General features: G+C 71.2%; 19 protein-coding genes. 10 read left to right on the top strand and 9 right to left on the bottom strand.

The genetic code is table 11. The annotated features are described in order from the left end of the window. Positions 1-144 precede the first annotated feature (144 nt). Positions 145-639 carry an LURP-one-related/scramblase family protein gene (locus tag V9U70_RS24115; RefSeq protein ID WP_336678482.1) on the top strand — a complete coding sequence of 165 codons (495 nt, stop codon included), beginning with the start codon at positions 145-147 and terminating at the stop codon, positions 637-639. A 183-nt stretch (positions 640-822) separates the two neighbouring features. On the opposite strand, the gene V9U70_RS24120 is transcribed toward V9U70_RS24115, so the two are convergent. Further along, complete coding sequence (locus tag V9U70_RS24120; protein WP_336678483.1) at positions 823-1614, bottom strand: carbon-nitrogen family hydrolase; 792 nt, start codon at positions 1612-1614, stop codon at positions 823-825. 200 nt (positions 1615-1814) lie between these two features. On the opposite strand from V9U70_RS24120, the gene V9U70_RS24125 reads away from it, so the two are divergent. Beyond that, entirely contained in the window at positions 1815-2639 is an 825-nt protein-coding gene (locus V9U70_RS24125) for a maleylpyruvate isomerase family mycothiol-dependent enzyme (protein WP_336678485.1), read from the top strand. 104 nt (positions 2640-2743) lie between these two features. Here V9U70_RS24125 and V9U70_RS24130 read toward each other — a convergent pair whose 3' ends face one another. Further along, positions 2744-4054, bottom strand: coding sequence for an MFS transporter (locus tag V9U70_RS24130; protein WP_336678486.1), 1311 nt, complete (start codon positions 4052-4054; stop codon positions 2744-2746). After that, positions 4051-4734 (bottom strand): GntR family transcriptional regulator, encoded by a 684-nt coding sequence (locus V9U70_RS24135; protein WP_336678487.1) that lies wholly within the window; start codon positions 4732-4734, stop codon positions 4051-4053. Before V9U70_RS24135 ends, V9U70_RS24130 begins: the two co-directional genes overlap by 4 nt. 243 nt (positions 4735-4977) lie before the next feature. On the opposite strand from V9U70_RS24135, the gene V9U70_RS24140 reads away from it, so the two are divergent. The 3 genes from V9U70_RS24140 (at position 4978) to V9U70_RS24150 (ending at position 7106) form a co-directional block, all read left to right on the top strand. Then, positions 4978-5313, top strand: coding sequence for an ArsR/SmtB family transcription factor (locus V9U70_RS24140; protein WP_336678488.1), 336 nt, complete (start codon positions 4978-4980; stop codon positions 5311-5313). Continuing rightward, positions 5313-6050 carry a cation efflux transmembrane domain-containing protein gene (locus V9U70_RS24145; protein WP_336678489.1) on the top strand — a complete coding sequence of 246 codons (738 nt, stop codon included), beginning with the start codon at positions 5313-5315 and terminating at the stop codon, positions 6048-6050. The genes V9U70_RS24140 and V9U70_RS24145 overlap by 1 nt, the downstream gene beginning before the upstream one ends. 156 nt (positions 6051-6206) lie before the next feature. Then, positions 6207-7106 (top strand): D-alanyl-D-alanine carboxypeptidase family protein, encoded by a 900-nt coding sequence (locus tag V9U70_RS24150; protein ID WP_336678490.1) that lies wholly within the window; start codon positions 6207-6209, stop codon positions 7104-7106. Positions 7107-7179: 73 nt separating this feature from the next. Here V9U70_RS24150 and V9U70_RS24155 read toward each other — a convergent pair whose 3' ends face one another. Both V9U70_RS24155 and V9U70_RS24160 read right to left on the bottom strand, forming a co-directional pair. Next, on the bottom strand, positions 7180-7371 hold the full coding sequence (locus V9U70_RS24155) for a DUF397 domain-containing protein (protein WP_336678492.1): 192 nt from the start codon (positions 7369-7371) through the stop codon (positions 7180-7182). 5 nt (positions 7372-7376) lie between these two features. Next, a complete protein-coding gene (locus V9U70_RS24160; protein WP_336678494.1) occupies positions 7377-8216 on the bottom strand; it encodes a helix-turn-helix domain-containing protein in 840 nt (279 codons plus the stop codon). Positions 8217-8510: 294 nt separating this feature from the next. On the opposite strand from V9U70_RS24160, the gene V9U70_RS24165 reads away from it, so the two are divergent. Continuing rightward, positions 8511-8939: an ATP-binding protein gene (locus V9U70_RS24165; protein WP_336678495.1), complete on the top strand. Its 429-nt coding sequence runs from the start codon at positions 8511-8513 to the stop codon at positions 8937-8939. A 59-nt stretch (positions 8940-8998) separates the two neighbouring features. Here the strand turns inward: V9U70_RS24165 and V9U70_RS24170 are convergent, their stop codons facing one another. The 3 genes from V9U70_RS24170 to pdhA are packed head-to-tail and all read right to left on the bottom strand — an operon-like array spanning position 8999 to position 12587. Beyond that, positions 8999-10432 (bottom strand): dihydrolipoamide acetyltransferase family protein, encoded by a 1434-nt coding sequence (locus V9U70_RS24170; RefSeq protein WP_336678496.1) that lies wholly within the window; start codon positions 10430-10432, stop codon positions 8999-9001. An 11-nt stretch (positions 10433-10443) separates the two neighbouring features. Beyond that, complete coding sequence (locus V9U70_RS24175; protein WP_336678498.1) at positions 10444-11424, bottom strand: alpha-ketoacid dehydrogenase subunit beta; 981 nt, start codon at positions 11422-11424, stop codon at positions 10444-10446. A 2-nt stretch (positions 11425-11426) separates the two neighbouring features. Continuing rightward, positions 11427-12587, bottom strand: coding sequence for a pyruvate dehydrogenase (acetyl-transferring) E1 component subunit alpha (pdhA, locus tag V9U70_RS24180; protein ID WP_336678500.1), 1161 nt, complete (start codon positions 12585-12587; stop codon positions 11427-11429). A gap of 348 nt (positions 12588-12935) precedes the next feature. On the opposite strand from pdhA, the gene V9U70_RS24185 reads away from it, so the two are divergent. The 3 genes from V9U70_RS24185 (at position 12936) to V9U70_RS24195 (ending at position 15266) form a co-directional block, all read left to right on the top strand. After that, positions 12936-13595: a response regulator transcription factor gene (locus V9U70_RS24185; RefSeq protein ID WP_336678502.1), complete on the top strand. Its 660-nt coding sequence runs from the start codon at positions 12936-12938 to the stop codon at positions 13593-13595. A 99-nt stretch (positions 13596-13694) separates the two neighbouring features. Next, complete coding sequence (locus tag V9U70_RS24190) at positions 13695-14168, top strand: pyridoxamine 5'-phosphate oxidase family protein (protein WP_336678503.1); 474 nt, start codon at positions 13695-13697, stop codon at positions 14166-14168. A 63-nt stretch (positions 14169-14231) separates the two neighbouring features. Then, entirely contained in the window at positions 14232-15266 is a 1035-nt protein-coding gene (locus V9U70_RS24195; RefSeq protein ID WP_336678792.1) for a phosphotransferase, read from the top strand. An 83-nt stretch (positions 15267-15349) separates the two neighbouring features. On the opposite strand, the gene V9U70_RS24200 is transcribed toward V9U70_RS24195, so the two are convergent. After that, positions 15350-16981, bottom strand: a complete 1632-nt coding sequence (locus V9U70_RS24200; protein ID WP_336678504.1) for a protein kinase domain-containing protein — start codon at positions 16979-16981, stop codon at positions 15350-15352. A 304-nt stretch (positions 16982-17285) separates the two neighbouring features. On the opposite strand from V9U70_RS24200, the gene V9U70_RS24205 reads away from it, so the two are divergent. Further along, complete coding sequence (locus V9U70_RS24205; RefSeq protein WP_336678506.1) at positions 17286-18920, top strand: protein kinase domain-containing protein; 1635 nt, start codon at positions 17286-17288, stop codon at positions 18918-18920. Positions 18921-18986: the final 66 nt, after the last annotated feature.

The following is an 18986-nucleotide window of genomic DNA, read 5'->3' on the forward strand; positions in this document are numbered from 1 at the left end:
GGTGTACTGCTGGTCGCCTGTATTGAGCCAGCCGCCCTTGCCGATGAGTTCGGGGGCGCGGACGCGTGCACGAATTGCCATGTCACCAGTCAACACCGTGGTTGCCTGCGCGCATTCCGCCGGGCCCCGGGAGAGTCTGGGGGCATGAGACTTCTCGTGCGTGAGCGGCTTTTCGCCATCGGTGACGACTACTGGATCGAGGACACCGAGGGCCGCAAGGTCTTCCTCGTCGACGGCAAGGCGATGCGGCTGCGCGACACCTTCGAGCTGAAGGACGCCGACGGCAGGGTGGTGGTCGAGCTGCGCCAGAAGCTGATCAGCCTGCGCGACACGATGCTCGTCGAGCGGGGCGGCGAGGCGCTGGCCACGGTCCGGCGCAAGCGGCTGTCGCTGCTCCGCAACCACTACCGGGTGGCGCTGGCAGAGGGCACGGAGCTGGACGTCAGCGGGAAGATCCTGGATCGCGAGTTCGCCATCGAGTACGACGGCGAACTGCTGGCCCAGGTCTCGCGTCGATGGCTGACGATCCGCGACACGTACGGGATCGACGTCGTCCGGGACGACGCCGACACCGCGCTGCTCGTCGCCGTGGCGATGTGCGTGATCGTGCTGGCGGAGAAGGAGAGCACCGGGAGCTGAACGAGCGCCCCGACCGGTGCGCTCCCTTCACCCCGCTGATCAAGGGCATCGAGCCGGGAGACCGTTTCACGTGAAACGGGGGGGGCCGTTCCCTCGGGGCGTCGGGGCGTCGGGGCGTCGGGCGTTTCACGTGGAACCTGGGCCGGTGCGTGAGGGCGTGGGGCCGCCCCGGCACGGGCGTCCTCAGAGCGGCGGGGCGAGCCCCAGGCGTCGGTCCTTCAGCGCGGGGAACTGCTCCCGCGTCACCCGAACCTTCTGCGGGTCCAGTTCGACCGTCAGGACCTCCTCGTCCGCGCCCGCCTGGGCCAGAACCTCGCCCCAGGGGTCCACGACGATGCTGTGCCCGGCCTGCTGGATGTCCGCATGGGTGCCCGCCGTCCCGACCGCGAGGACGTACGCCTGGTTCTCCACGGCGCGGGCCTGCGCCAGGAGCGTCCAGTGGGAGCGCCTGCGCTCCGGCCAGCCCGCGGCGACGACGAGCATCTCGGCCCCCGCGTCGACGAGCCCCCGGAACTGCTCCGGGAAGCGCAGGTCGTAGCAGGTGGCGAGGCCCAGGGTCGTCTCCGGCAGGGCGACGGTCACCAACGCGTCCCCCGCGCCCATCATGACCGCCTCGCCCTGGTCGAAGCCGAAGCGGTGGATCTTGCGGTAGACGGCCGTGCGCTCGCCCTGGGGGGAGAAGACGAGCGTGGTGTTGTAGAGGACGCCGTCCTCGGCGCGCTCGACGAAGGAGCCGGCGTGCAGCCAGACGCCGGCCTCTGCGGCCGCCTTGGCCATCACGTCGTGAGTGGGACCCTCAAGCGGTTCGGCCTCGTCGGCGAAGGCCGTGTAGGCGAACGCTCCGACCGGCCATAGTTCGGGAAGGATCACCAGGTCGGCGTCCCGCTGGGCGGTGACCAGCGAAGCCGCTCGCTGCCGTCGGGACTCGACGGATTCGTCCGGGTCTACTGCGATCTGGATGAGGGAGGCGCGCACACTACCACCGTCCTGGCATTCGAGCCGTCAACACGGGCCTACGATCGTCACACGAAAGCACTGCCGGGGTGCCTGCTCGCAGCGTAACTTAGCCATCGAACCTCCCACGCAGCTCGCCGACAGCGCCGTCAGTGCCAGCCCGCCCGCCAGCACGTCCCGCTCTCCCAGCCCATGCTCCGCAGAACCGCACGAGGGGTCCCGTGACCGTCCATCCCAGCCTCCAGAACTACACCGACGCCGCGACCCACTCCATCGAGGCGATAGCCGAGCTGGTGAAGCCCCTCGCCGAGAGCGAGTGGAACCGCCGTACGCCCTGCCCGGGGTGGTCGGTGCGCGACATCGTGTCGCACGTCATCGGCATGGAGTGCGAGATGCTCGGCGATCCTCGGCCGATCCACAGCCTCCCGCGCGACCTCTACCACCTGCGGAGCGACTTCGCCCGGTACATGGAGATGCAGGTCGACGTCCGGCGCCACCACACCGCTCCGGAGATGACCTCCGAGCTGGAGTACGTCCTCATCCGGCGGGCCCGCCAGATCCGCAACGAGTCGCGCGCCCCGGAGACCACGGTCCGCGCCCCCCTGGGAGCGGAACAGACCCTCGAAACAGCGCTGCACCTGCGCGCCTTCGACGTCTGGGTGCACGAGCAGGACCTGCGGGCCGCGCTCGGGCAGCCCGGCAACCTGGACTCCGCCGGCGCGCTGGTCACCCGGGACACCCTCCTCGCGGCGCTGCCGAAGGTCGTCGCCAAGGACGCGGGCGCGCCCGCCTCCTCGGCGGTCGTGCTCGACGTGCACGGCCCGGTGGAGTTCCTGCGGACGGTGCGGGTCGACGCCGAGGGCCGGGGGTCGATAGACGGTGCGCCGTCGCTGGGCCCCGCCGTAACGCTGTCGCTGGACTGGGAGACGTACGTGCGTCTCGCCTGCGGCCGGGTCCGTCACGCGGCGGTCGCCGACCGGATCAAGATCGAAGGGGACCAGGAGTTCGCGGCCGCGATCCTGGACAACTTCGCCGTCACGCCGTAACCGCGCCCCGGCGGCGCCCGTCAAGGCCCACGGGCGACGGGCGCGCCGCCGCGTGCGGATACGCGCGGAGCCGCTGACAGACGCCCCCCCCTGCCAGGCGCGGGTCACGCGGGCACGTGCACGGCCTCGACGCGGCTGATCACCTGCTGATCGCGTTCCCTGAGGGCCGCCCGGCGGCGGAGCCGCAGTATCTGGGAAACGCCTAGTGCCTCCAGGACGAAGACCGAGGCGAACGCGACGCGGTAGTTGTCACCCGTCGCGTCCAGCAGCACTCCGACGGCCAGCAGCGTGGACATCGAGGCGATGAAGCCGCCCATGTTGACGATCCCCGACGCGGTGCCCTGGCGTTCGGGCGGGTTGGCCGGGCGGGCGAAGTCGAAACCGATCATCGAGGCGGGCCCGCAGGCTCCGAGGACCACGCACAGGACGACCAGCAACCACATCGGCGTGCGGTCGGCCGGGTAGAAGATCGCGGAAGCCCAGAGCAGAGCCGTGGTCGCCACCGTGGCCAGCGCGATGGGGGCCCGCGCCGCGTGGTGCCGGGCGATGACCTGCCCGTAGACGAGCCCCACCACCATGTTGGAGAGCACCACCAGGGTGAGCAGCGTGCCCGCCGTCCCCCGGCTCAGCCCCTGCGCCTCGACCAGGAACGGCATCCCCCACAGCAGCAGGAACACCATCGCCGGGAACTGCGTGGTGAAGTGCACCCACATGCCCAGCCGGGTCCCGGGCTCCCGCCAGGCGGCGGCGATCTGCCGGCGGACGTACGCGGCTCCGGCGTGCTCTGCGGGCGGGGGCGCGTGGCCCTCCGGGTGGTCCTTGAGGAACATCAGGAGCGGCACCAGCACCACCAGGCCCGCGGCGGCGCTGCCGACGAAGGTCGTGGTCCAGCCGTGACTGTGCAGCGCCCGGGCGATGAAGAGCGTCGACACGAGGTTGCCCGCCATCCCGAACAGCGCGGCGACCTGGCCGATCAGCGGGCCGCGCCGGGCCGGGAACCAGCGGCTGCCGAGCCTCAGCACGCTGATGAACGTCATCGCGTCACCGCAGCCGAGCAGCGCACGCGCCGCCAGCGCCATGCCGTACGAGGGGGAGAGAGCGAAGCCGAGCTGCCCGACGGTGAACAGGACGGCCCCGAGGGTGAGGACCTTCTTCGTGCCCAGCCGGTCGACCATCAGCCCGACGGGTATCTGCATGCCCGCATAGACGAGGAGTTGCAGGATGGAGAAGGTGGAGAGGGCGGAGGCGTTGACGTCGAACCGGTCGGCGGCGTCGAGTCCGGCCACGCCCAGGCTCGTACGGAAGATGATCGCGACGAAGTAGACGGAGACGCCGATGCCCCAGATCCACGCGGCACGCCGGCCTCCGGGCGGGTCGCCGGGCAGCGGCAGAGTGGGAGCGGCGGACGAGCTCACCGGTCCTCGCCCCTGACCAGCACCCGCACCCGGCCCACGTGGTGGCGCACGACCCGGGCGGCGCCCTCGGCGTCGCCGGCCCGGATGGCGTCCAACAGCTCGCCGTGCTCGGTGATGTTGGCCTCGATCCTGCCCGGGTGGGCCTCCATCACGGCGACGCCCATCCGCAGTTGGCGGTCGCGCAGCTGGTCGTAGAGGCGCGAGAGGATCTCGTTGCCCGCGTTCTTCACGATCTCGGCGTGGAAGCACCGGTCCTTGACGGCCACGGCCGCCAGGTCTCCGGCCTCAGCCAACTGCCGCTGCTCCTGGAGGAGCTGTTCGAGCCGCGCGATCAACTGCGCGGACGCGGGCACGGCCTTGCGCGCCGCGAACTCCTCCACCAGCAGACGGGTCTCCACCACGTCCTTGATCTCCTGCGCGGAGACGGCGAGAACCAGGGCGCCCTTCTTCGGATACAGCTTGATCAGCCCCTCGACCTCCAGCCGCAGCAGCGCCTCGCGCACCGGAGTCCGGGACACCCCGACCGCTTCGGCGAGGTCTCCCTCGGTGAGCAGCGTCCCGCCCTCGTAACGCCGGTCCAGGACCGCGTCCTTGATGTGCGTGTAGACGCGCTCCGCCGCGGGCGGCCGTTTGAGGGAGTGGTGGGGCGACCGGGCGGGGGCGGAGGGCGAAGCAGACATGCGCACAGCATAGATACAACATGTGCACATGTGGATCTCCGTCCGGATTCTGGACCACCGCACGGAAGCCCCGCGCGCCACCCCGGCGCCGCCGGGCGCACTCCAGGCGGGCGCACTCCAGGCGGGCGCACTTCGGCACCGGCGCACTCCGAGCGGGCGCGCCCGCCTCCCGGGCGCCCGACAGGAGCACCGCCCCCTTAGTTCACACTTTGCTGAATTCAGGATCGGCTGTACTGTCAGCCCATGCTGACTGTCGCCTCCGACATCGAGGTGCTCGCGCGGTTCGGCCGCGCGCTCGCCGACCCGATCCGCTGCCGCCTGCTGCTCGCGCTCCGCGAGGCCCCGGCCTACCCCTCCGACCTCGCCGACGCTCTGGGAATCTCCCGCACCCGGCTCTCCAACCACCTGGCCTGCCTGCGCGACTGCGGCCTGGTCGTCACCGTGCCGGACGGCCGCCGCACCCGCTACGAGCTGGCCGACGTACGCCTCGGCAGCGCGCTGGACGACCTGCGCGCGGCGGTGGTGGCCGTCGAGACGGACCGCACCTGCGCGGACGCCGAGACGAAGGGCTGCTGCTGATGGCCGCGTTCTCCTTCGGCCCCTCCCCGACCCGCCGCGACGCCCTGACCCGGCGCATACGGCTGCTGGTCGCGGCGACCATCGCCTACAACGCCGCCGAGGCGGTCGTCGCCCTCACGGCGGGGGCCCTGGCCTCCTCCACCGCGCTGATCGGCTTCGGTCTGGACTCCGTCATCGAGGTCTCCTCCGCCGCCGCGGTCGCCTGGCAGTTCTCCGCCCGTGAGCACGCCGTGCGGGAGGCCCGGGAGCGGACCGCGCTGCGGATCATCGCGGTGTCGTTCTTCGCGCTCGCCGCCTACGTCTCCCTCGACGCCGTCCGGTCCCTGGCGGGCACAGGCGAGGCCGAGAGCTCGTACCTCGGCATCGCGATAGCGGCCCTGTCGCTGGCGGTCATGCCCTTCCTGTCGGCCGCCCAGCGCCGGGCGGGCCGGGAGCTCGGCTCCGCCTCCGCCGTCGCGGACTCCCGGCAGACGCTGCTGTGCACGTACCTGTCCGCCGTCCTGCTCGTCGGCCTCGTCCTCAACGCCGCACTGGGCTGGTCATGGGCCGACCCGGCCGCCGCCCTCGTCATCGCCGTCATCGCCGTCAAGGAAGGCCGCGACGCCTGGCGGGGCAAGGGCTGCTGCGCCCCGGCGGCCCCGCCCTCCGGCGCCACCGCCCCCGCCGGCACGCCGGACACGTGCGGCTGCCACTCCGGGCGCACCTGCCACGCCCCGGCCGGACCCGCCGAACGCTGACCGCGGGCGCCCAGACGTCACCGTACGGCCGGCCCCCTGGTCAGGCGTGCGCGCATTCACCCGTTCGAGAACACATCCATTGCCCCGCCCCGGACGTCTCACTCTTCGAGCGGCACCCTTATGCGGCCGCGTTTCCGGGGCCTTTGGAGCGTTCAGTTGAAACTCGGCATCTTGCGCGACCACCGCGTCACCGTCACGGCCACCGTGACCCTCACGGCCGGGGCGGTGCTCGCGGGCAGCGCCTTCGCCTCCGCGGCGCACGCCGCCACACCGCCGACCCCGAAGATCGTCGCCAAGGGCGGCTTCGTGATGAACAGCGCCACCGGGAAGACCCTCTTCACCAAGTCCGCGGACACCCGCCGCCCGACCGGCTCCACCACCAAGATCATGACGGCCCTGGTGGTGCTGTCCCAGAAGAACGTCGACCTGAAGTCCAAGGTCACGATCCAGAAGGCCTACAGCGACTACATCGTCTCCAAGAACGCCTCGTCGGCCCGGCTCATCGTGGGTGACAAGGTCACCGTGGGCCAGCTCCTCTACGGCCTGATGCTCCCCTCCGGCTGCGACGCCGCCTATGCCCTGGCCGACAAGTTCGGCTCCGGCACGACCCGCGCGGCCCGCGTGAAGTCGTTCATCGGCAAGATGAACTCCACGGCGAAGAGCCTCAAGCTGACGAACACCCGGTTCGACTCGTTCGACGGCATAGGGAACGGGAACAACTACTCCACCCCCCGCGACCTGACGAAGATCGCCGGCAAGGCCATGAAGAACGCCACGTTCCGCTCGATCGTCAAGACCAAGTCGACGAAGCAGAAGGTCACCACGAAGAACGGCGGCTACCGCTACATGGCGTGGACCAACACCAACAAGATGCTCAGCAGCTACAGCGGCGCGCTCGGCGTCAAGACGGGCTCCGGCCCGACCGCCAAGTACTGCCTGGTCTTCGCCGCGACCCGTAAGGGCAAGACGGTCATCGGCACGGTGCTCACGTCGTCCTCGGAGGCGAACCGCACGGCCGACGCGAAGAAGCTGATGGACTACGGGTTCCAGAGGTAACCGGCCCGCGTTGTACGGAGGGGGGCCCGGCCCGCACGNGGTGCGGGCCGGGCCCCTCCTCCGTCGCTGCGCCCTACGGCCGCCGGCGGCGCAGGTCGGCCGCGAAGGCGCCCCAGGCGGCGGGGGTGACGGTGAGGACGGGGCCGTCGAGACGCTTGGAGTCGCGGACGGCGACGGCGCGGGGGATGTTGCGGGCCACTTCGACGCACTCCTGGCCAGCGTTGCCGCCGCTGTAGCTGGACCTGACGAATTTGTACGCGGGCACGAGGCCTACAACTCCTTGAGAATGCCGTCGATCAGTCTGACCGAGTTGCGCTGCGCGAGACTCAGTCGCGTGATGCGGTCGAAGAGCCTGACGTGGCGGTCGGCATCAGTATCGCTCTCCAGCCAGAGCGTGCTCGATGTCGTATCCATGTGAACGACGTCGAGCGCTCCGGGATCGGCGAACGACACGATCGTGAAAGCACTTGTCATCCCTGGGTGAGCACCCGCCAGGTAAGGCATTACCTGGAGCTTCACGTTCGGCTGCCGAGTCATGTCCAACAGATGACCGAGCTGCTCCCTCATCACCTGTCGACCTCCCACCAGTTGACGCAAAGCGCTCTCGTGCATCACCGCCCACAACTCAAGCGGGCGGTCTCCGGCCAACCGCACCTGCCGCGCCATCCGGGCTTCGACAAAAGGTTCGATCTCGTCAGGATCTTCCCAGGACCCGTTTCCCACCGCCAGCGCCCTGGCGTAATCAGGCGTCTGCAACAGGCCGGGCACAATGGCGAGCTGCCAGGTCCGCAAGCTGCTGGCGATGTCCTCCAAGGCCACGTACTCGACCATGGATTCGAGTCCGGGGTACTGGTTCCACCAACCGCTCGCCTTGCGACGCTCACGGTCAGCCCTCGCGAGAGCCAACAGTCTGTCGATGACAGCGGCGTCGATCTCGCCGTACAGGTGACACAGGGCCCGGATGTCCGGGTCCCGTATCGGTACGAGGCCCCGCTCGATCTTGGCGACCTTCGCGACCGACGCCGTGAGCGCGTCCGCCGCATGGGACTGACGCAGGTCGCGTGCCTCACGCATCCGTAGCAACTCACCGCCGAGACGGCGTCCCAGCACGGTAGAGACCGTCCGGCCTCGATCAGGACTGTTCCCTGCCACGTCGCATCCCCTCCGCCGCGTGGCCCAAGTCTGGGGCCCCTCCCCTTCGAACACCAACTAGGGCAGAGAATTTTCTGCCCGAACTTATTGCTGCGCAAGCAATCACACCACTACTGTCAGTGCTCCACCGCTCGCACAGCGGAACCGACTCGGCGGAAGTGCACCGCCCTGCCCCGCGCCGGAACCCAGCACCGCCCCGGCCCCCGCAGAAGCGGCACAGCCACCGCCTACCCCCACCGGAGGCACGCGTCCATGACCGCAGCCCAGGAGACCCCCGTCCCGGCCCCCTGCCCCGTTCTCCGCGAGGACCGGGTCAGCTTTGCGCCGACCGCGCACAACGTGGTCCTCAGCCGGCACCGCACCGCCCGGCTCGTCCTCCAGTGGGGGCACCCCGGCCTGGCCGGTGACGCGGCGTTGCTGGTCAGCGAGTTGGTGACCAACGCCCTGCTGCACGGGGCCGTCCGGGGGCGGCTGCTCCAAGTGCACCTCACCCTCACCGCCACCGTCCTCCGCATCACCGTCAGCGACCCCCGGGGCGAGCGGCTGCCCCGGCGCCGCGAGCCCGACTCCGACGACTGCTACGGGCGCGGGCTCCTCATCGTCGACCGGATCGCCGACGACTGGGGCGTCGAGGCGCGCACGGTCGGCAAGACGGTGTACGCCGAACTCGCCGTACGGTGAGCGGCGGACGTGCCGGTGGGCCCGTACGACGTTCCGTACGGGCCCACCGGGAGGACGCGCTACGCCCAGGTGATGAGCCTCTTCGGCTGCTCCAGGATCGCCGCCACGTCGGCCAGCACCTTGGAGCCCAGCTCGCCGTCGACCAGGCGGTGGTCGAACGACAGGGCCAGCGTCGTGACCTGACGCGGCTTCACCTTGCCCTTGTGGACCCACGGCTGGAGCTTGATCGCCCCGACCGCCAGGATCGCGGACTCGCCCGGGTTGAGGATCGGCGTACCGGTGTCGACGCCGAAGACGCCGACGTTGGTGATGGTCACCGTGCCGCCCGCCATCGCCGCGGGCGACGTCTTGCCCTCGCGGGCCGTGGACACCAGCTCGCCCAGGGCGGCGGCGAGTTCCGGCAGGGTCTTGTCGTGCGCGTCCTTGATGTTCGGCACGATGAGGCCCCGCGGGGTGGCCGCCGCGATGCCCAGGTTCACGTAGTGCTTCCGCACGATCTCCTGGTTGGCCTCGTCCCAGGCGGCGTTGACGTCCGGGTTCCGCTTGATCGCGACGAGGAGGGCCTTGGCGATGATCAGGAGCGGGTTGACCCGCACCCCCGCCATGTCCTTGTCCTCCTTCAGCTCGGCCACGAGCTTCATCGTGCGCGTCACGTCGACGGTGACGAACTCGGTGACGTGCGGCGCGGTGAACGCGCTGCCGACCATCGCCTGGGCGACGGCCTTGCGGACGCCCTTGACCGGGATGCGGGTCTCGCGGGCGGAGCCGACGGGCTCCTGGGGCTCGGCGGACACAGGGGCGGCCGGCGAAGGAGCAGAGGGCGCCGCGGGGGCGTCGGTGGCCGGAGCCGCCGCCGCGTGGACGTCCTCGCGGGTGATGATCCCGTCCTTGCCGGTCGGGGTGACCGTCGTCAGGTCGACCCCGAGGTCCTTGGCGAGCTTGCGGACCGGCGGCTTGGCCAGCGGGCGGGCGTCCGGGACATCGGCCGGGGCCGGGGCCGCGGGCGTCCCGTGCCCGTTCAGCTCGGCCTGCACCGCGGCGACCGCGGCGGCGGCCTCCGGGGCCGCGGCGGCGCGCTTGCGCGGGCGGCGCTTGGTGGAGGACTCGGCGACCCCGTAACCCACCAGGACCGGCGTGCGGCTCTTGGGCGCGTCGTCACCCGGGTCGGCGGACTCCACCGGCTCCTGGGCGGGAGCCTCTGCGGCCGGTGCGGCGTCGCCGCTGTCCGGAGCCACGTCCACCACGATGATCACCTGGCCGACGTCGACGGTCGTGCCCTCGGGGAAGCGCAGCTCGTGCACCACCCCGTCGAACGGGATCGGCAGCTCCACGGCCGCCTTCGCGGTCTCGACCTCGCACACGACCTGGCCGTCGGTGACGGTGTCGCCGGGCTGGACGAACCACTTGAGGATTTCCGCCTCTGTCAGCCCTTCGCCGACGTCGGGCATCTTGAACTCACGGAAGCGAGCAGACGTTTCTGTCATCGTCGTCACGACCCCTCTCCTCAGAACGCCAGCGAGCGGTCGACGGCGTCGAGCACCCGGTCCAGGCCGGGCAGGTACTCGTCCTCCAGCCGGGCCGGCGGATAGGGCACGTGGTAGCCGCCGACCCTGAGCACGGGCGCTTCGAGGTGGTAGAAGCAGCGCTCGGTGATCCGGGCGGCGATCTCCGCGCCGGAGCCGTAGAAGACGGGGGCCTCGTGGACCACGACGGCGCGGCCGGTCTTCTCGACCGACGTCTGGATGGCGTCGAAGTCGATCGGGGACATCGAGCGCAGGTCCAGGACCTCGACGGACTTGCCCTCCTCCTGGGCGGCCGCGGCCGCCTCCAGGCAGACCTTCACCATCGGCCCGTACGCGACGAGCGTGAGGTCGCCGCCCTCCCGGACGGTCACCGCCTTGTGGAGCGGGCCGGGGATGGACTCGGTGTCCACCTCGCCCTTGTCCCAGTAACGCCGCTTGGGCTCGAAGAAGATGATCGGGTCGTCGCTCTGGACGGCCTGCTGCATCATCCAGTAGGCGTCGCTCGCGTTCGACGGCGAGACCACCTTCAGGCCCGCGACGTGCGCGAAGAGCGCCTCTGGGGACTCGCTGTGGTGCTCGACCGCGCCGATGCCGCCGCCGTACGGAATGCGCACCACGACCGGCAGCTTGACCTTGCCGAGGGCACGGGCGTGCATCTTGGCGAGCTGCGTGACGATCTGGTCGTACGCGGGGAAGACGAACCCGTCGAACTGGATCTCCACGATCGGACGGTAGCCGCGCAGGGCCAGGCCGATCGCGGTGCCGACGATGCCGGACTCGGCGAGCGGGGTGTCGATCACCCGCTCCTCGCCGAAGTCCTTCTGGAGTCCGTCGGTGATGCGGAAGACGCCGCCGAGCTTCCCGACGTCCTCGCCCATGATGAGGACCTTGGGGTCGGTGTCGAGAGCGTGGCGCAGCGACTCGTTGAGCGCTTTCGCGATGGACATCTTTTCCACGGCCATGGCTACTTGCCCTCCTCGGCAGAGTCGGCGAACGATGCCTGGTAGGCGGCGAACTGGGCGCGCTCCTCGTCGACGAGGGAGCTGCCGTCGGCGTAGCCGTGCTCGAACAGGGCCATCGGGTCCGGGTCGGGCATCGCGCGCACCGCTTCCCGTACCCGCTTGCCGAGGGTCTCGCTCTCCTCGTCCAGCCCGGTGAAGAAGGCCTCGTCCGCGAGCTCCGCCTTCTCCAGGTACGTGCGGAGCCGCTGGATCGGGTCCTTGGCCTCCCAGGCGGCCCGCTCCTCGTCGGCCCGGTACTTCGTCGGGTCGTCGGAGGTGGTGTGCGCGCCCATCCGGTAGGTGAAGGCCTCGACGAGGGTGGGGCCCTCACCGCGGCGGGCCCGCTCCAGCGCGGAGCGGGTGACGGCCAGGCAGGCGAGGACGTCGTTGCCGTCGACCCGGACGCCGGGGAAGCCGTACCCCTGGGCGCGCTGGTACAGCGGGACGCGGGTCTGGCGCTCGGTGGGCTCGGAGATGGCCCACTGGTTGTTCTGGCAGAAGAACACGACCGGGGCGTTGTAGACCGCGGAGAACGTGAAGGACTCGGCGACGTCGCCCTGGCTGGAGGCCCCGTCACCGAAGTAGGCGATCACAGCGGATTCCGCGCCGTCCTTGGCGACGCCCATGGCGTAGCCGGTGGCGTGCAGCGTCTGCGAGCCGATGACGATGGTGTACAGGTGGAAGTTGTTGCTGTTCGGGTCCCAGCCGCCGTGGTTGACCCCGCGGAACATGCCGAGCAGGTTCGTCGGGTCGACGCCGCGGCACCAGGCCACGCCGTGCTCGCGGTAGGTCGGGAAGACGTAGTCGTCGTCGCGCAGGGCCCGGCCGCTGCCGATCTGGGCGGCCTCCTGACCCAGCAGCGAGGCCCACAGGCCCAGCTCGCCCTGGCGCTGGAGGGCGGTCGCCTCGGCGTCGAAACGACGGGTGAGGACCATGTCCCGGTACAGGCCGCGCAGCTCGTCGGCGCTCAGGTCGATGCTGTAGTCCGGGTGCTCGACGCGCTCACCCTCGGGTGTCAGCAGCTGTACGAGCTGGGGCTCGGAACTCTGCGGCTTCTTCGCGGCGCTGGTCCGCTTGCTGCTGCGTCGCGGTTTACGCGCGGCGGCAGTGCTCTCCACGGTCACGTGCGTGCTCCTCCGTCGGTCCAGCCCCCGGGGTCTGCCGGGAACCAGTGCGGCTCGCCTGAATCCCGACCCGTGCACGGGGTGGGTGCCGCTCGGCCGGGGATCAGGCGTGACAGGTGCCCCGGCGAGCGCCCTGTCATAGGCACGTTACCCAGTGCGTCGCATAACTGCGAAACCCTCTCTGACCTGCGATTTTGCTTGGATTTCCAAGTAAATCGAAAAAATCGCGAAGCTCTGCTGGTCACAGCACTGGAAACAGCCTTGCAGGCCGCCGGAACAACGGCACGTTATCCCGCGGATCAGCGCCAGGGAAGAGCGGAGGGGAGGCGAGTGTGTGAGACTGCGTTTGTGCGCGAAGAAGGAAAAATCACGGTATTCCTACTCGATGATCATGAGGTCGTCCGGCGAGGCGTCCATGACCTCCTATCCGGCGAGAAGGACATCGAGGTGGTCGGCGAGGCCGGCACGGCGGCGGACGCGCTGGCGCGCATCCCGGCGACCCGTCCCGACGTGGCGGTGCTCGACGTGCGGCTGCCGGACGGCAGCGGGGTGGAGGTGTGCCGGGAGATCCGTTCCCAGGACGAGAGCATCGCCTGCCTGATGCTCACCTCGTACGCCGACGACGAGGCCCTCTTCGACGCGATCATGGCGGGCGCCTCGGGATACGTGCTGAAGGCGATCCGGGGCGCCGAACTGCTGAGCGCCGTACGGGCCGTCGCGGCCGGAAAGTCCCTGCTGGACCCCGCGGCCACGGCCCGGGTGCTGGAGCGGCTGCGCGACGGCGACCGCCGCAGGGGGGACGACAGGCTCGCGGGCCTCACCGAGCAGGAGCGCAAGATCCTGGACCTGATCGGCGAGGGGCTGACCAACCGGGTCATCGGGGAGCGCCTGCACCTCGCGGAGAAGACCATCAAGAACTACGTCTCCAGCCTGCTGTCCAAGCTGGGCATGGAGCGCCGCTCGCAGGCGGCCGCCTACGTGGCACGGCTCCAGGCCGAACGCCGCTGACCCGCCGGCGGGCCGGCGGCGCGACCAGGGACTTTGGTCCCGGGCCCCCGGGGCAGCCGACTCTTACCCGGTGCCTGCCGGCGGGGGACAGTGGGGATCATGTCCTTCGACCAACTCCCCGCGGCCGAGACCGCCGAGCAGGCGGGGCGGACCCTTCCGGCCGCCCCTCTCGACCTGCTCCGCCAGGCCCGGTACGGCAGGCTCGCCACGAGCATGCGCGCCCTGCCGTTCCTCGCGGTGGCCCGGCACATCGTGAGCGACGGCCGCATCCTGCTGCGGATGCACAGCGGTTTCGGCCATCACGCAGCGTGTGACGGGAGCGTCGTCGCGTACGGTGCCGACAACTACAACGACGCCGCCTTGGGCGAGGGCGGCACGCTGTGGTCGGTGCAGTTCACCGGCCCCGCCGAGCTCGTGCATCCCTGTCCCGAGCAGGAGGAACTGTTCGGCGCGGCCCCTGTCACCATGAACGGGGAGCCCTATGCGCCGGCCTACCTCGGGGTCGACCCGCGCTTCGTCACGGAGCACACTCTGAGCTTCACCGCAAGTCCGCCGATCCACCACGCAGCGTGATCTAACATCTGGTAAGTGCCGCGCTCATATGTCACTCGCCCGCCTGTTCCCCCGGTCGGCGAGGTGCTGCGCCGTTACCCCGGCGTGGGCGAGCCCCTCGCCTGCGAGCCGATCACCAAGGGCCTGCTGAACCACGGGTACCGGGTCTCCACCACCCGCGGCTCGTATTTCCTCAAGCACCATCTCGACAAGAAGCACCTGGACGACGCCACCGGGGAACGCGCCGCGATCGTCCGCCAGCACCGGGCCACCCAACGCCTGAAGTCACTCGGTGTGCCCGTCGTGCCGCCCCTGGCGGACGCCGGCGGCGAGACCGTCACCGTGATCGGGGAGGACTGTTACGCCCTGCACCCCTGGGTCGACGGGCTGCACCGGGTCGGCGCCCAGCTGACCCCGGCCCAGTCGCGTCGGCTCGGCGCCCTCCTCGGGACCGTCCACACCGGCCTGGAACAGGTCATGGCCGCGGGGGGCGGCCCCGGGTCCCCGGGCGGTCCGCCCCGGCCCGGCTACGGCAGTCCCCATGCCGCCGACACCTTCGCGCTGATCGACGACCTGCTGAGCGCGGCGCGCGGCCATGTCGACGGCCGGGGCGCCCCCCGCGACGCCTTCGACGAGCTCGCCGTGCACCGGCTCGTGGAGCGCCGCGCCCTGCTCGAACAGCACGGCCACCGCCGCCCGCCCACTCCCGAGGGCCCCGCCACGGGCTGGGTGCACGGGGACTTCCACCCGCTGAACCTGCTCTACCGGGGCGCCGACCCGGTCGCGATCGTGGACTGGGACCGGCTGGCCGTGCAGCCGCGCGCAGAGGAGGCCGTACGGGCTGCGGCGATCTTCTTCGTCCGGCCGACCGGTGAGCTGGACCTCCCGAAAGTCCGGGCGTACGCCCGCGCGTACCGAAGCGCGGCAGGGGCGGGCGCCGCCGAGCTGGCCGCCGCGGTGCACCGGGTGTGGTGGGAGCGGCTCAACGACTTCTGGATACTGCGCTGGCGCTACCGCCTGGACGACCGCAGGGCCGACCCGCAGTTCCCCGCGGTGTCGGCCCTGGCGGTCTGGTGGACGCGCGAGTACGAGGCGGTCGGCGCGGCCTTCACGGAGTGAGCGCCGCGTGCGGGAGCCGGGCGNGCCACGGGGGGCGCACGCCCGGCTCACTCGCGTACGGCGGGGTGGTGGGGGTGCGGGCGTTAGGAGGTGGTGTTGCCGAGCGCGTCACCGGGCGGGGTCCCCGCGCCGCCGTCGTCGTCCCCGGTTCCGCCGTCATCGCCGCCGCCACCGCCACCGGCGTCGCTGCCACCGCCGCCGCCAGCGCCCCCACCGCCGCCGCCCGGGGTGCCGGGGTCGGGGGCCGGGCCGCTGGGCTGGCCCGTGGGCTCTCCGTCGCCGCCCTCGCTGGCGTTGCCGTCCGAGCTGCCGGTGGCGGAGGCGGACGGGTCCGGCGACGGCGAGAACGACGGCTGGGTCGGAGTCGGGTCCGCGGTCCACTGCGGCGGGTTCGGCTGGGTCCGCCCGCCCGTCGAGGTGTCCGGCTCGTCCGGCTCCTCGGTCTCCTCCTCCTCCGACGGCTCCTCGGAGGGCTTCTCCGTGGACGAGCTGACGGAGGTGGACGGGGCGACCGGCTCCTTCTTGCCACCGCCGCCCTGTGCCGCGTTGACGGCGAAAGCGACCCCGGCGCCGATCGCGACCAGCGCGAGCAGGACGAACAGCCACATCCTGCCGCGCCCGCCGCCCCGCTGCCCGCCGTCGTAGCCCCCGTCGTCCGGGTTGTACGGCGGCAGGATCGGGCCCTGGGAGGTGTCCCCGTGCGTCGGGTACCCCATCGGGCGGGTGGAGCCGGACATCCCGTGCGCCGGGGTGTGGCCTCCCTCGTTCAGCGCGACCGGACCGGTGTTCCAGGTGCCGGTGTGGCCGCCCTGCACCTGGAGCATCTGCAGGCTGTACTGGATGAGGCCGCGCATCTCCTCCGCGCTCTGGAACCGGTCGTCCGGGTCCTTCGCCAGCGAACGCATCACCATCCCGTCCAGCTCCGGCGGCACCACGTCCGAGACCTCGGACGGCGGCACGGCGATGTCCTGGACGTGCTGGTAGACCACGGAGAGCGGGGTCTCGCCGGTGAACGGGGGCCGCAGCGCCAGCAGCTCGTAGAGCAGGCAGCCGGTGGCGTAAAGGTCGGAGCGGTGGTCGACGGCCTTGCCGAGCGCCTGCTCCGGGGAGAGGTACTGCGGCGTGCCCATGACCATGCCGGTCTGGGTCATCGTCGACTGCGCGCCGTGCAGGGCGCGCGCGATGCCGAAGTCCATCACCTTGACCGCGCCGGAGTCCGTGATGATCACGTTCGCGGGCTTGATGTCGCGGTGCACGATGCCGTGCTGGTGCGAGTACGCGAGGGCTTCCAGCACCCCCGAGACGATGATCAGCGCCTGCTCGGGCGGCGGGGCCTCCGCCGTCAGCAGCAGATCGCGGATGGTGCGGCCCTCGACCAGCTCCATCACGATGTACGGGACGGTCTGGCCGCCCACGGTGTCCTCGCCCGAGTCGTACACGGCGACGATGGCGTGGTGGTTGAGCCCCGCGACGGACTGCGCCTCGCGGGTGAAGCGGGCCTTGGAGACCGGGTCCTCCGCCAGATCCGAGCGGAGCAGCTTCACCGCGACCGTACGCCCGAGCCGGACGTCCTCCGCCGCGTAGACCTCCGCCATACCGCCCCGGCCCAGCCGGTGGGTCATCCGGTAACGTCCGTCACCTACGACGCCGCCGACGCCCCAGGAGTCGGTGCCATCCGAAACTCCGCCGCCGTTTGCTTCGGAATCGGGTGCCATCAGTCCTCGCCGTCGTTTCTGTCCGCGCGTCCGCGGGTGCTCACGGTGCCTTGATGCATTGCTGCATTGACACGTCACGCTACAGGCTCCGCCGGACACTCCCGCTCCGTCCCGGACTGATCATCCGACTGCTCGGCGTGCCTGACACCTGGTTTCGGTACGTTTCCTGTAACGCTTCCAGGACGCTTCTTGTGCGTAGGGTCACGGAACGGGCACCCGGCTTGACGTGTCACACCCCTCGGGCAGACTTGGCGCGTCATACGGAAATGGCGTGCAGCGCGCGCCGCCGAGGGGGATGCAAGTCATGAGCCAGGACGGCGCACAGGGCCGCTATGCGGGCGGGGCGGTCGCAGGCGGTCGCTACCAACTGCGCGACCTGCTCGGCGAAGGCGGGATGGCGTCCGTCTACCTGGCCTACGACTCGGCCCTGGACCGCCAGGTCGCGATCAAGACCCTGCACACGGAGCTGGGCCGCGAGCAGTCCTTCCGTGAGCGCTTCCGCCGCGAGGCGCAGGCCGTCGCCAAGCTCCAGCACACCAACATCGTCTCCGTCTTCGACACCGGCGAGGACGAGCTCGGCGGTGCGCTGATGCCCTACATCGTCATGGAGTACGTGGAGGGGCAGCCGCTCGGCTCCGTGCTGGCCGCCGACATCCGCAGCCACGGCGCGATGCCGGCCGACAAGGCCCTCAAGGTGACGGCCGACGTGCTCGCCGCGCTGGAGACCAGCCACGAGATGGGCCTGGTCCACCGGGACATCAAGCCGGGCAACGTGATGATGACCAAGCGCGGCATCGTGAAGGTCATGGACTTCGGCATCGCCCGCGCCATGCAGTCCGGCGTCACCTCGATGACGCAGACCGGCATGGTCGTCGGCACCCCGCAGTACCTCTCGCCCGAGCAGGCGCTCGGCCGCGGCGTCGACGCCCGGTCCGACCTGTACTCCGTCGGCATCATGCTCTTCCAGCTGCTCACCGGCCGTATCCCGTTCGACGCGGACTCGCCGCTCGCCATCGCGTACGCGCATGTGCAGGAGGAGCCGGTCGCGCCGTCCAGCATCAACCGTTCGGTCACCCCGGCGATGGACGCCCTCGTCGCCCGCGCGCTCAAGAAGAACCCGAACGAGCGCTTCCCCAGCGCCGCCGCGATGCAGGACGAGGTCATCCGGGTGCTGAACGCCTCCGGCGGCTCGACCGGCGCCCCGGTGATCGTCGCGGGAGGCACGCCCGCCGCCAGCGGGTCCGGCGTCGGCTCGGCGGTGTTCCCGCCGGTCGACCAGGCCGCCCCCGCACCCCAGGGCGTCCAGACGCCGTACCAGCCGCAGCCCCACCAGCCGCACCACCCGGGCCCGTACGGCCAGCCGGCCCCGGCCCCCGCCCCGAGCTACGGCTACCCGGCGCCCCAGGGCTACCCGGCCCCCGGCCCCCTCGCCCACCCCACACCGCCGCCGTACACGATCACCCCGCAGCACACGCCTGTAGGCGGCTCCACGGGCGGCGGCTCCCAGCGCAACATGCCGGTCGTCGTCGGCGCGATCGTCGTCGCGCTGCTCGCCGTCGGCGGTCTGACCACCGCGCTCGTCCTCCGGGACGGCAAGGACGACGAGGCGAGCAAGGGCGGCGACCCGGGCACCAGCGAGGCGGCGGGCGACTACCGCCCGCCGGAGCGCAACCGGACGATGAAGAGCACGCTGTGCTCGAACGCGTCCGAGGACACCAACGACCCGAAGAAGGTCCGCGCGCCCAGCTTCATCTACAAGGACATCCAGTCGGCGAAGGAGTGCGCCGCCGCCGCGGGCTGGACGATCAAGGAGATCGCCGAGCCGGGCAACACCTACGCCGACGGCCAGGTCGTCGGGCAGTTCCCGTCCTCCGGCGCGGCCGTCGCCGAACGGGGCGCCCACTTCGAGCTGAAGGTCTCCACGGGCAAGCCGGCCTGAGGCGGCCCGGGACGGCGCCCTCCCGCAGAGCCTCGCGCACGGGCCCGGGCGCGCTGGACGCGGCTG

It is taken from the genome of Streptomyces pratensis (genome assembly GCF_037137275.1).
GTDB lineage: Bacteria > Actinomycetota > Actinomycetes > Streptomycetales > Streptomycetaceae > Streptomyces > Streptomyces pratensis_B.